Annotated in this window: 15 protein-coding genes; 13 read left to right on the forward strand and 2 right to left on the reverse strand. The window is 54.1% G+C overall.

Going from position 1 to position 12,631, the window contains the following annotated elements:
- Nucleotides 1-54: 54 nt before the first annotated feature.
- Nucleotides 55-1,251 carry an OmpA family protein gene (locus BUA49_RS13340; RefSeq protein ID WP_072798446.1) on the forward strand — a complete coding sequence of 399 codons (1,197 nt, stop codon included), beginning with the start codon at nt 55-57 and terminating at the stop codon, nt 1,249-1,251.
- 3 nt (nt 1,252-1,254) lie between these two features.
- Here the strand turns inward: BUA49_RS13340 and BUA49_RS13345 are convergent, their stop codons facing one another.
- A complete protein-coding gene (locus BUA49_RS13345) occupies nt 1,255-2,259 on the reverse strand; it encodes an MBL fold metallo-hydrolase (protein WP_217650425.1) in 1,005 nt (334 codons plus the stop codon).
- Between the two features lie 257 nt (nt 2,260-2,516).
- Between BUA49_RS13345 and soxC the strand changes: the two genes are divergently transcribed.
- The 12 genes from soxC (at nt 2,517) to BUA49_RS13405 (ending at nt 11,616) form a co-directional block, all read left to right on the forward strand.
- Nucleotides 2,517-3,848, forward strand: a complete 1,332-nt coding sequence (gene soxC, locus BUA49_RS13350; RefSeq protein WP_072798448.1) for a sulfite dehydrogenase — start codon at nt 2,517-2,519, stop codon at nt 3,846-3,848.
- On the forward strand, nt 3,835-4,512 hold the full coding sequence (locus tag BUA49_RS13355; protein ID WP_072798450.1) for a c-type cytochrome: 678 nt from the start codon (nt 3,835-3,837) through the stop codon (nt 4,510-4,512). The genes soxC and BUA49_RS13355 overlap by 14 nt, the downstream gene beginning before the upstream one ends.
- A 48-nt stretch (nt 4,513-4,560) precedes the next feature.
- Nucleotides 4,561-4,914: a sulfur oxidation c-type cytochrome SoxX gene (soxX, locus tag BUA49_RS13360; RefSeq protein ID WP_072798452.1), complete on the forward strand. Its 354-nt coding sequence runs from the start codon at nt 4,561-4,563 to the stop codon at nt 4,912-4,914.
- 20 nt (nt 4,915-4,934) lie between these two features.
- Nucleotides 4,935-5,423 carry a thiosulfate oxidation carrier protein SoxY gene (gene soxY, locus BUA49_RS13365; protein ID WP_072798454.1) on the forward strand — a complete coding sequence of 163 codons (489 nt, stop codon included), beginning with the start codon at nt 4,935-4,937 and terminating at the stop codon, nt 5,421-5,423.
- 25 nt (nt 5,424-5,448) lie between these two features.
- Nucleotides 5,449-5,760, forward strand: a complete 312-nt coding sequence (soxZ, locus tag BUA49_RS13370; protein WP_072798456.1) for a thiosulfate oxidation carrier complex protein SoxZ — start codon at nt 5,449-5,451, stop codon at nt 5,758-5,760.
- Nucleotides 5,761-5,819: 59 nt separating this feature from the next.
- Nucleotides 5,820-6,659, forward strand: coding sequence for a sulfur oxidation c-type cytochrome SoxA (soxA, locus tag BUA49_RS13375; RefSeq protein ID WP_072798457.1), 840 nt, complete (start codon nt 5,820-5,822; stop codon nt 6,657-6,659).
- Between the two features lie 26 nt (nt 6,660-6,685).
- Nucleotides 6,686-6,991: a hypothetical protein gene (locus tag BUA49_RS13380; RefSeq protein WP_072798459.1), complete on the forward strand. Its 306-nt coding sequence runs from the start codon at nt 6,686-6,688 to the stop codon at nt 6,989-6,991.
- Nucleotides 6,992-7,090: 99 nt separating this feature from the next.
- Entirely contained in the window at nt 7,091-8,848 is a 1,758-nt protein-coding gene (gene soxB / locus BUA49_RS13385) for a thiosulfohydrolase SoxB (RefSeq protein ID WP_072798461.1), read from the forward strand.
- 47 nt (nt 8,849-8,895) lie between these two features.
- Entirely contained in the window at nt 8,896-9,315 is a 420-nt protein-coding gene (locus tag BUA49_RS13390) for a DsrE family protein (protein ID WP_139248788.1), read from the forward strand.
- Nucleotides 9,316-9,344: 29 nt separating this feature from the next.
- Nucleotides 9,345-9,857: a GlcG/HbpS family heme-binding protein gene (locus BUA49_RS13395; RefSeq protein WP_072798465.1), complete on the forward strand. Its 513-nt coding sequence runs from the start codon at nt 9,345-9,347 to the stop codon at nt 9,855-9,857.
- Nucleotides 9,858-9,895: 38 nt separating this feature from the next.
- Complete coding sequence (gene dsbG, locus BUA49_RS13400; protein WP_228704490.1) at nt 9,896-10,651, forward strand: thiol:disulfide interchange protein DsbG; 756 nt, start codon at nt 9,896-9,898, stop codon at nt 10,649-10,651.
- A gap of 26 nt (nt 10,652-10,677) precedes the next feature.
- On the forward strand, nt 10,678-11,616 hold the full coding sequence (locus BUA49_RS13405) for an MBL fold metallo-hydrolase (RefSeq protein ID WP_084063587.1): 939 nt from the start codon (nt 10,678-10,680) through the stop codon (nt 11,614-11,616).
- Nucleotides 11,617-11,620: 4 nt separating this feature from the next.
- Here BUA49_RS13405 and BUA49_RS13410 read toward each other — a convergent pair whose 3' ends face one another.
- Nucleotides 11,621-12,589, reverse strand: coding sequence for a beta-ketoacyl-ACP synthase III (locus BUA49_RS13410; RefSeq protein WP_072798467.1), 969 nt, complete (start codon nt 12,587-12,589; stop codon nt 11,621-11,623).
- Nucleotides 12,590-12,631 lie beyond the last annotated feature (42 nt).

Consider the following 12,631-nt stretch of genomic DNA (forward strand, 5'->3'; position numbering starts at 1 on the left):
TAGACTCTGCTAGACTTACCGATATGTCGTCATAAAACACAGGCAGGGTGAGTGATGTCGCGCCGAGGTTGGGTAAACAGTGGACTGGTAGTGGTACTGATTCTGGCAGGCGGGCTGGGACTATACGGCTACCGATCCCTGCAGTCGGATATAACGCAGCTGACCGATGCACGCTCGACCGCTGAATCCAATGCGGAAGATTTGCGTAGCCAACTGCAACAAAACGAGGAGGCGCTGACGACGGCTCGGGCGCGGCTCGAACATCGCACCAGCAGTGCGGATAAACTGGAATCCGAACTCAACCGCCTGCGTCAGACGGTGGCAGGGACCAAGGCCGACTTGCAGACTGCGCAACAGCAGGTTGAGAAGCTCAAGGCCCAGTTGGAAACAGCCCTTGCGGCGTTGGCCGAACGGGAGGGGCAGGTCGCCGAGCAGGGTAGTCAGCTCAAACAGAGCCGGGATCAGATCGCTGCTCATAAGGCGCAGCTGGCTGCAGCCAGCAAACACGTTGAGAACTTATCCCAGCTACGCGACGCACTGACGTCGGACCTGAACGCTGTACTGGCAAAACAAGGTGGCGCCCAAAACCAGATTGACGATCTGACGACGCAGTTAACGCAAGCGACCGGTCAGCGTCAGTCTGTTGCCGAGCAATACCAACAGGCACGTGAGCAGCTCGCACTTCAGCAAGCTCGCAGCGAGTCTGCCGCTGAGACAATCAACGAGCTGGAAGCCCGGATGGCGCAGGAAAAAGCGGCAACCGATAACCTTCAGTCGCGGCTGCAATCCCTGAGTCATGAAAAGGAAAATCTGGTGTCCCGGCTGGAAGATGGCACCACCGTGATCAAGTTGCCGGAGAGCATCATGTTTAATTCCGGTTCTGCCAGAATCGGTAAAGCCGGCCGGCACACGCTGACGTTGCTCGCTGAGGCACTGAAAAGCTTTCCGGATCACCTGATCAGTATTCAGGGGCACAGCGACAGCCGCTCCATTGCTCCTGCCTTGCAGAGTTTGTATCCAACCAACTGGGAGTTATCGGCGTCACGGGCTGCGTCAGCGGTGCGCGTGTTGAGAGAGGCCGGTATCGATCCCAGCCGTATGCAGGCAGTGGGTTTTGCGGATACCCGACCGCTGGTTGAGGAAATCGATGCAGGCAGTCGTCGAAAAAACCGACGCATTGAGGTGCTGTTGTATCCGTCTCAGTTCAAGATAAAAGCCTACCAACCGGGCGGCCGTGAGCCGGCCCGGTAGTGGTCATTCACTCCCGAGAGCAGTTTTTTCCATGTCCAGGTAAACCCGATAGGCATTCGCCTTGTTTGATGCATCAAAAGCCGGCAGCGACTCATAGCTGGACCAGTCTGTTTGCTGATAGGCATCCTCAAAAGGCACCCAGTTTTCCACGGCGTCTTTCATCTTACTGCGCACGAATGACAGGTAATTGTAAGTAAAATCCAGAGCTTCCATTGCGTTCGGGGAAGCACGCCCGTGGCCGGGTATCAGTACCTTTGGCTCCAGTTTCCGGACCTTTTCGATAGCCTTCATCCAGTTTCCGGTATCAACTTCGTCGCTGTTCAGAAACGGGACCCTGCCGTTCTGAATAATATCTCCCGAAAACAGCACACCCCCGGGTTCAACCATCATCATGCTGTCGTCCGGCGCATGGGCGGGTCCTGCGTGGTAGATGCTGAACTTATACGAACCGGATTCCAGGAATGTTTCATCCTTGAACGTGACATCCGGCGGAATCACCCGCGTTTTTTCATTAACCCAGGGGCCCAGAGCCTGCTGTCGTTGCTCAAGGCGTTGTCTAGCGTCAGGGCTGGTGATGTAAAGGTTGGAGCTTTCCTGAGCGATGATATCGGCATCAGTCAATTCACGGAATGCCTGAAGGCCGTATATGTGGTCGGCGTGGTAATGACTGACCACTACGTGGATCACGGGCTGGTCAGTCAGCTTCTGTATTTCCCGGATCATGGCGGCGGCCAGGCTCGGTGTTCCCAAGGCATCAAAGACCACCACTCCATCTTCGGTTATCACGAATCCTGCATTCGAGGTAAAGCCCTCGTTGGCTCCACTGGGTACTCCAGACTGACCTTTAAAATAGTAAACATTATCAGCGTTTACCGATTCCGGGCCAAAAGGGACTGAGATGTCCGGGTAGGGCGAATCAGATTCGGCCAGAACCATTCCCGGGAAAACAATCGATCCCCCGGCCAGGGTGAGCAAAAAACCAACAATTTTACTGGTGAAATAGCTCATTTTTCGTCCCTCTTAGCATTTTTGGTTGATTTGTAACCATATGGACTGTTTGAAATTTTTGTGTTTTGACAAGGTTTAACCGGAAAATCCGGGCTTTCAGTCGAATGAAAGAGTACTGAAAAAGAACTTGTAACCTGCATCTTAGGTGTCTATAAATAAGTTATATCCTTATAACACAAACAACAAGTCCGCCTTTCAGTCTGAACACTGGATGCCGGTCGACTGCCCCGAAGAGGGCATCGAAGGAGGATGACAATATGTTCGGCAAGCTCCGCCGGCTTACTCAGGACGTTTCCCGAATCGCTCTTGAAGAGTCAGAACGTTTACCCTCGAATGAACGCCGGCGTTTCCTGAGAAATGGCCTGTTCACTGCGGGTGGTGCCATGGTTGGAGGAGCCTTGGCGGGTCTTTCTCCGCGACTCGGTGCCACAGAAACTCAATATCCGCCAGAGATTCCATCCTGGACCCGTACCCTCGGGCCCGGAGTTGTTACGGACCCTTACGGTGTTCCTTCTCCCTTCGAGAAAGACGTGATCAGACGGAACGTTCCCTGGCTTACCGCTGAGAAGACGTCTTCGATCAGCTTTTCGCCGCTTCAACACCTGAAAGGCATTATCACGCCGAACGGTTTGTTCTTCGAACGCCACCATGCGGGGCGTCCGGAAGTGGATCCCCAACAGCATCGCTTGATGATTCACGGTCTCGTCGAGCGGCCAATCATTCTCACCATGGAAGACCTGCAGCGATTTCCAAGCGTCTCGCAGATCAACTTTATTGAATGCCCCGCAAACGGAGGGATGGAATGGCGCGGTGCGCAGTTGAATTCTCTTCAATTTCTCCATGGCATGGTGAGCTGTGCGGAATGGACGGGCGTCCGGCTTTCGACCCTGTTGCAGGACGTGGGCATGAAGCCGGAAGGCAAATGGCTGCTGGCTGAGGGCGCCGATGGGGCAGCGATGACACGTAGCATTCCGATGGAAAAAGCCCTGGACGATGTGATTGTGGCCTATGCCCAGAATGGCGAGGCACTGAGACGGGAACAGGGCTATCCGATACGACTTGTGGTACCAGGCTGGGAAGGCAACACCCATGTGAAGTGGTTGCGCCGTCTGGAAGTCGGCGACAAGCCATGGATGCAACGGGAAGAAACCTCCAAGTATACCGACCTCATGTCGGATGGCACGGCGCATGGGTTCACCTGGGTCATGGAAGCCAAGTCGGTTATTACCTCTCCTTGCCCGGAAATGCCTCTGCGTGGCAGTGGTATTTACCAGATCGAAGGCATCGCCTGGAGTGGGCGCGGCAAGGTAAAGGCAGTGGATGTTTCAGTAGATGGCGGGCGCAACTGGAAACAGGCGCAGTTGCGAGAGCCGGTGATGTCGAAATCACTGACACGATTCTCCCTTGAGTGGAAATGGGACGGCAATCCCGCCTTGCTGCAGTCCCGGGTAATCGATGAAACCGGTTATGTGCAGCCCACACTGACGCAGCTCAAAGAAGTTCGCGGCACCAATTCTATTTACCACAAGAATGCGATCCAGACCTGGCAGGTGAAGCCGGATGGGAGTGTGAACAATGTTCAGGTTTGAAAAAACGGCGCGAGTCTTGATCGGTTTCGGTTCCGGGGTGCTGTTAGTCACGCTGGCCGTGGTTAGTCATGCCGAACCAGCCGGGCACTACGGCTATGGCGAGCCCGCAACCGAGGATCAGATTGCCGGGTGGGATATTGATATTCGTCCGGATGGAACAGGACTGCCGGAAGGCAGCGGCTCTGTGGACGATGGCATGAATGTCTTCGAAACCCAGTGCTCATCCTGTCACGGCGCCTTCGGAGAAGGTATGGGGCGGTTTCCCAAGCTAGCCGGCGGCGATGGGAGCCTGGCGCAAGATCGCCCGGAAAAGACGGTGGGTAGCTATTGGCCTTATGCCAGCACTCTCTGGGATTACATCCACAGGGCCATGCCGTTCTTTGCGCCGCAGTCTCTGACTGACGATCAGGTGTACGCCTTGACAGCTTATGTTCTCAACTTGAACTACATCGTGGACGGAGATTTTGTCGCCAATAAGGACACATTGCCCAAGGTAAAAATGCCCAACGAAGATGGCTTTATCTGGGAAGACCCGCGCCCACGGATCCAAAATGAACGCTGCATGAAAGATTGCAGGGGTGAGGTGGAGATTAAAGATTCGGCAGTGGGCAAGAACCTGACACCAAGCACGACTGGCCCGCTCGACGAAGGGCTTACTGAGTAATGACTGAAAAAGCGGGACCAATTAAAACGTGCCGAGGAGGATTGAGTGATGCGTAAAGGGTTAATTTTCGTGTGTTTAACCACACTTGCACTGAGCGCTACACCGTCGGCGTTTGCGGAGTCGACCCAGGCCGACATTGATCGTGGCAAAGAGCTGGCATTCAGCCGCTCGGACGGGAATTGTCTGGCCTGCCATCAGATGGATGACGGCAAACTGACCGGTAATATTGGCCCGGCTCTGGCGAATATGGAAACGCGCTTTCCAGACCGGGAAGTGTTGTTTAAACGACTCTGGGACGAAACCCAGTTTAATCCGGTGACGGTGATGCCTCCATTCGGGCGTCACACGATCCTGAGTAAAGAAGAGATCAACCGGGTTGTCGATTATTTGTACACGCTTTAAATAGCGGAGGAGGAGTTGCCGTGATTGACGAAAGACGAAGAGGCTTTTTGAAAGGAGTGCTGGGCGTGGGTGTTGCCGGCTTTGCACTGGGTTCCGGAATTGTACCGTTTCGAGTTGAGGCCGCTATGGCCCCCAGCGCAGCAGACTGGCCGAAAAAAGCGTTCCGCACGCCCGGCGTCGACGAAACAATTTCTGAACTGTATGGAATGGACGCTGAAGAGTCTGACAAGATTTCTGTGGACTTGCCAACCATCGCCCAGAACGGTGCCGTAGTGCCGGTAACGGTCGAAACTACACTGCCAAACGTGACAGGTATTGCACTGCTGGTTGCGGAGAACCCGAATGCTTTAGCGGCGTCGTTCAAGATCCCGGAGGGCACGCTACCGTTTGTATCCAACCGGCTGAAGATGGCCGAGACCACGGATGTCGTGGCGGTGGTTATTTCTGACGGCAAGGCCTACAAGGCCACCAAGAATGTGAAAGTGACCGTTGGCGGCTGCGGTGGCTGATCGCTAGCAGGACAGGAGAGAAAGAATGGCTTCCAGTATCAGAGTTCGCGCAGTACAAAACGGCGGAGTAACGTCGCTCAAGGCCTTGGTTCGGCATCCAATGGATTCGGGGTTCGTTAAGGACTCCGCCGGAAATGTGATTCCCGCTCATTTCATCCAGGTGTTGACCATTAACCACAACGATAAAGACGTGTTTGTTGCCCACTGGGGACCGGCTGTTTCGAAGGATCCATTTCTTGAGTGCCGGTTCGAGGGTGCCAAGAAAGGAGACAAACTCACAATCAGCTGGGTGGATAATAAAGGTGAGAGTGATTCAACCACAGCGACGATAGGCTAACGGTTGCTGGCGGTCAGGGCCCCGGGGGAGGGTTGTACCGCCGCAGAGGAGGATTGGACATGCTTAAAGCAAAAGTCATCCTGGTCGCCTTGGGCGCAGCACTGGTCGTGCCACAGGCACTGGCGGGAAGCTCGCCGGAAGAAGACCGGAAAGAAGTGGTTGAGTATTTCAAGCAAAGGTTCCCCGATGTTCCGTTCAAGGAATTCGTCAACGGCCAGTACGCACTGGATGACGATCGACGGTCCCAATGGGAATCGCTGCAGGATTTTCCACCCTATGAGTTCGCGGTAGCGGACGGTAAAGAGATGTTCGAGACCGCTTTTGCCAATGGCAAGTCCTACGCGAGCTGTTTTGAAAATGGCGGCATCGGTGTACGCCAGAACTATCCCTACTTTGATACGGAGAAGAAAGAAGTTATCACGCTTGAGCTGGCCATCAACCGCTGTCGGGAGGACAACGGTGAGAAGCCCCTTAGATACAAGAAAGGTGACATTGCCTCTATCTCGGCCTACATGGCCTCTACCTCTCAAGGTAAAGAGTTCGATATCAAGGTTCCGGATGAGCCTGCGGCCCTGGCGGCCTATCAGGATGGCAAGGAATTCTATTATAGCCGAAGGGGGCAGCTGAACTTTTCCTGCGCCAGCTGCCACGTACAGAACGCCGGCAACTGGATACGTGCAGACTTGCTGTCGCCGACGCTGGGGCAACCGTCGAACTTCCCGGTTCACCGTTCCAAGTGGGGCGAGCTGGGCACTTTGCATCGGCGTTTCGCCGGGTGCAATAACAACGTTCGCGCCGAGCCATTACCGGCTCAAGGCACGGAGTACAGAAATCTTGAGTACTTCCTGACCTACATGAGCAACGGCCTGCCAGTGGTTGGCCCGGCCACCCGTCCATAATCGGGAATGGAGTTGGGAGAATCGAAATGAACAAACTATTACCGACATTCGGTGCAATTGTGGTCATGGGGTTAACGCTTTCCGTCCAGGCAGGCCCCAAAGAAGATTTTCAAGAGATCTACTCGAAGGCTGAGAGCACCCATAAAGATTCAGGAACTTACCAGTGGACCACGACCTCGGATCGGCTAAAAGCTGCCAGTTCCGCTGCGGAAAGCGGTGACTACAAGAGAGCGAAAACTATGGCAAGCGAGGCGCTGAGACTGGCGGAAGAGTCCGTGGCCCAGCGTAAGCAACAGGGAAAGGTCTGGCGCAATGTCGCAATAGGCGGTTAGAGCTTTCCGGAAATGGCAGCTTTACCCTGTGTCTGCGGCTCTGATCCAGGCGTGGGGTATGCCAGTCGATTCCAATAACGACAAAGAGAGGAAAAGACAGTGTCGATTTCCCGCAGAGATTTTCTGTTAGCCATGCAGGCAGCTGCCATTGCCGGCCTCGCCCCGAAACTTGCTCTGGCGAAAGGGGGAGAGGGGCTGTACGACATACCGAAGTTCGGCAATGTGCGCTTGCTGCACCTGACGGATATCCACGCCCAGTTGTTACCGGTGTACTTTCGTGAGCCTAATGTGAATCTCGGGATTGGCCCAAGTAAGGGCAAGGTACCCCATCTTGTGGGTTCGCATTTCCTCGAGCACTTCGGGATTCCGGCGCATTCCTCGCGTTCTCACGCGTTTACCTATCTGAATTATCAAGAGGCAGCACAGGAATTTGGCCGCCTTGGCGGCTTTGCCCATCTGAAAACACTCATCGACCAATTGCGAGAGCAGGCAGGCCCCGGGAATTCGCTGCTGCTTGATGGCGGGGATCTATGGCAAGGATCGGGAACCGCGTACTGGACCCAGGGTGAGGATATGGTGGAAGCCAGTAATCGTCTTGGTATCGACATCTTGACGGGGCATTGGGAATTCACTTACCCGGAAGAACAAATCCGGAAAAACATAAACGGTTTCAAGGGCGAGTTTCTGGCCCAGAACATCTTCCTGTCGGACGAAGCCATGTTTATGGGTGCCGAGTCCTTTGACGAGGCGAGTGGCCGCGTTTTTAAGCCTTATTCGATTCGTGAGCTCGGTGGAAAGCGTGTCGCGGTTATTGGTCAGGCCTTTCCGTACACACCGATCGCCAATCCTTCCTATTTCATTCCTGACTGGCGCTTTGGTATTCGGGAAAACGAGATGCAGGCGCTGGTTAACCAAATCCGGGAAACAGAAAAGGTGAATGCCGTTGTCGTTATTTCCCATAACGGTATGGATGTAGATCTTAAGATGGCCAGCCGGGTAAGCGGTATCGATGCAATTCTTGGCGGCCACACTCACGACGCCGTGCCGCAGCCGACTGTTGTGAAGAATTCTGGCGGCAAGACCCTGGTCAGTAACGCCGGTACCAATGGCAAGTATGTAGCTGTGCTGGATCTGGATATCGGAGATAGCGGAGTTCGGGGGTACGAATACAAACTGTTGCCGGTTTTTTCGGATCTGATCAAGCCAGACGCATCGATGAGCAGCTTTATCCAGGAAGTCCGGGCGCCTTACATGGACAAGCTCGGTGAGAAACTCGCCGTCTCGGATGAGTTGCTTTACCGGCGGGGCAACTTCAACGGAACCATGGATCAGGTGATCTGTGATGCCCAGAGGGAGGTTCTGGATGCACAGATTTCTCTGTCACCGGGGTTCCGGTGGGGCACCACGGTTCTGCCGGGAGATGCGATCACGATGGACGATGTAATGAACGCCACTGCGATTACTTATCCGGAAACCTATGTTCGTGAAATGTCCGGTTCCGACCTGAAACTGATCATGGAAGATGTGGCAGATAACCTGTTCAACAAAGATCCCTACTACCAGCAGGGTGGCGACATGGTGAGGGTGGGTGGTATGGACTACACCTGCGATCCGACGGCCAACATGAATGGCCGGATTTCCGATATGCGCCTGGATAGCGGAGAGCTCATTAGGGCCGACAAAATGTATAAAGTGGCCGGTTGGGCGACCGTTAACTCGAAGGCGCCTGGTCGGCCGATCTGGGATGTGGTCGCTGATTACCTGAGATCTGAGAAAACGGTCCGAATTACCAAATTCAATACGCCCCGCCTTAAAAATGTAGAGGATAACCCGGGTCTGGAAGACTATTCGTCATGAGAATTGCCGGGAATTTACCAAGGGCAACTCTGAGAGGGCTGATCTTTTTGGCCCTATTGTCAGTCGGCATGAACGGCCACGCGGACAAGCCGATAAACCCGGAGAAGCCGTTTGCCGAAAAGTTTCTGATACTCCAGTTGAGCGACGACGAGCCGGAAAAACAAGCGATCGTCCTGAGTGTGGCCGCCAACCTTTTGGAACATTACGACCTGGACCTGATTGATATCGAGATCTCAGCCTTTGGCCCCGGAGTGCGACTGCTCTATGCCGACAACAAGCATCGGGAGCAGATTACCAGCCTGATAGCTCAGGGGGTCCGGTTCTCAGTCTGTATGAATACCATAGACACTATCGCGAGAACGTCAGGCGAAAGGCCTGAACTCCATCCTCAAAGTCTGCCTGTGCAAGTAGGTGTTGCCCATATTCTTGAGAGAGTTGAACAAGGATATGTTTTGGTTCGCCCCTGATGCACTGGGCCTGTTAAAGGAAACAAACAATGCGCTTCAATCTATCGACACTGATGCTTACAGCAGCACTCTCAGCAACGGGACTGGCCAATGCGGCGGAGACAGACCAACCGGTGATGATTGAAATCAAGCGCTTGTCCATGGACACCGCTCTGACCATTGCCAAAACCGCCATTGATACATGCCGGCAGGAGGGCGTACAGGTTGCTGTCACTGTGGTTGATCGCGGAGGGCACCCACAAGTGGTGCTGCGTGATGTGCTCGCCATGGACCTCGCGCTGGAAGTCAGCTACCGAAAGGCTTACACCGCCATGACATTCAGCAACAAGACATCCGCCATGGAAGATCGTTTCACTGGGCCATTTTCCGTTGGCAAGCTTGAGAAGGTTCTTTTGTCCGCCGGGGGCATTCCAATACAGGCGAGCGGTGAGACGGTTGGAGGTGTGGGCGTGAGTGGAGCCCCGTCCGGAGAAACCGATGAAATGTGTGCCCAGGCAGGCGTAGATGCCGTTGAAATGGACCTGGAAATGGCGCCACTCTAACTACCATTGATGTAACAAAAAACAGAGAAAACAATATAGTGCGAGATGTTCTTAAAGTTATTTTCTTTTTTGTATGTTTGCCTGGGGTGGCCTTTGGTCAATACCCGGACGCAGTGCAGGTCTTGATTGATGACGGGTTGAAGATTGAAGCCAGGTTTAATGCCCCGGGTGGTCTGGAGGGCTACGTTGGACGCAGAAATGGTCATCCGGTTTCGCTGTACCTCATGCCGGATGGCGAGCATGTTGTTATCGGCAAAATGGTGGACGGCTTTGGTCAGGACCTGAGTGCCGAACATATTCGCGCCTGGTTGCCCAAAATGGATCTGACAGCTGCTTGGGCGAAACTGGAACACGCGACATGGATTGCTGAAGGACCCGAAGATGCAAAACGAATTGTCTACGTTTTCACCGACCCCAATTGCGGCTATTGCATTGTGTTCAGAGAAAAGGCCAGGGCTTTTCTGAAGCGTGGGATCCAGCTGAGGCACATTGTGGTTGGTGTGATTCAGCCGTCCAGCCTGGCCAAGGCGGCAAGTGTTATAGCCTCAGAGGATCCAGTGGCTCAGCTTGATTTTCACGACAGTCAGTTTCCAAGGGACTGGCTTGAAACTCCGGATAGGATTCCGGAATCACTCCGAATCAAAATCGAGAATAACAACCGCCTCATGGAGGCGCTGGCAGTATCGGCGACACCTTCGGTTTTATACCGCGATGAACGCGGTGAGGTCCGAAAGATCGTTGGTCTTCCGGACGATTCGGCACTATCGCAGGCGGTGTTTCAGTCACCGGAGTAATTTTGGCGCTGTATAGGGAGCGGATAATGTCACTACGCAATGTGCTTTCAGGATTGATACTTTTTGTCCCGATTTTGGTGAGTGCCGGAGAGGCCGGTGTCCCGGGCGAGCTTCAGCTGACTAAAGTATCAGACCGTGTATATTCCGCCATTGGTGAGACGGCACCGGGGACTTACGAAAATAACGGCCACAATAACAACCTCAGTTTCATCATTACGGAAAAAGGCGTGGTGGTGATGAATGGGGGCGATAACTACCTTCTGGCCAAGGCTCTTCATAACTCAATCCACAGCGTGACCGACAAAGACGTCAAGTACGTGGTGAATGAAAACGGCCAGGGGCACGCCATGCTGGGCAACAGTTACTGGCGGGATCAGGGAGTGCCGATCATTGCTCATGAGTCAGCGATCGAAGAGTTCCGGGAGCATGGCGAGATCAAGCTGGCAGCCATGGAAAACCGGAATAAGGAAAAGGCCGAGGGCACCTACGTCGCCGTTCCGGATATCGGATTTTCGGATCGATATGATCTGGATATGGGCGATGTGAAAATCGAGCTGCGTTATTTTGGCCCGGGCCATTCACCGGGGGATATTGCGCTCTGGATACCGCAGGACAAACTGTTGATCACCGGGGATCTGGGATTCCACCAGCGCTTGTTGGCTGTTTTTGATGATACGGATACCGGCGCCTGGATTGAGTCCTTCGACAAGATGAGTGAACTGAACCCCGAAACTGTCATACCGGGACACGGCGAACCAACTACGCTGGACATGGTCGCTCGGGAAACCCGAGGGTATCTGGTGTTTCTCAGAAGTGCAGTTATCGAGATTCTTGAAAGTGGCGGTGGTCTGGACGAGGCATACAACATCGACCAGTCACAGTGGGCGTACCTGGACACATTTGAGGAACTGGCTGGCAAAAACGCAGGGCGTGTCTACCAGCACCTTGAGTTCGATTACTTCTGAGGGCTTAGTACCGGAGCAGGGCGGATCCCCAGGTAAAGCCGCCCCCAAACGCTTCCAGCATGATGACCTCGTTACGCTTGATACGACCATCGCGGACGGCGACGTCCAGTGCCAGGGGGATTGAAGCCGCGGACGTGTTGCCATGTTTGTGGACGGTAACGACCACCTGGTCCATCGACATATGCAGTTTTTTTGCGGTGGCAGAAATGATCCGCAGGTTGGCCTGGTGGGGCACCAGCCAGTCGATATCAGACTTTTTCATCTGGTTGGCAGCAAGAGTCTCGTCCACAATTTTGCCCAACGTATTCACGGCCACTTTGAAGACTTCATTACCTTTCATTTCCACGAAGGCTAGCCCGGCTTTTACCTGATCGTAGCCGTCAGCGATACCGCAGGGAACGTGGAGGAGTTTTTCGTACTGGCCGTCTGCGTGAATGTGCGTGGAGAGAATGCCGGTTTCTTCATGTGCCTCAAGAATCACGGCGCCGGCGCCATCCCCGAACAGCACACAGGTGCCACGATCCGACCAGTCAATGATCCGGGAAAACACTTCTGCACCAATAACCAGCGCCTTTTTGCTGCTCCCGGTTTTTATGAACTTGTCGGCGACCGACAGGGCATAGACAAAACCGCTGCACACGGCCTGAATATCGAAAGCAGGGCAGCCATGAATGCCCAGCCGGGCTTGCAGAATGCAGGCGGAACTCGGGAAAATCTTGTCCGGAGTGGAAGTTGCAAAAACAATCAGGTCAATGTCGGTGGCATCAATGCCGGCGGCCGCTATGGCGTTCAGAGCGGCCTGTTCCGCAAGATCTACTGTGGTCTGGCCCTCAACAGCAATATGTCGTTGCTCGATACCGGTGCGATCACGGATCCATTCGTCCGTGGTATCAACCATCTTTTCGAGGTCTTTGTTGGTAACAATGTTCTCTGGCAAGTAAGAGCCAGTGCCGGCAATGCGTGCAAAGGTCATTCGCGAAAATCCCACGGTGTATCCGATTAGAGAGCCCAACGC

Origin of the sequence: Marinobacter antarcticus, assembly GCF_900142385.1 — a bacterium.
In the GTDB taxonomy this organism is placed as follows: Bacteria; Pseudomonadota; Gammaproteobacteria; order Pseudomonadales; family Oleiphilaceae; genus Marinobacter; species Marinobacter antarcticus.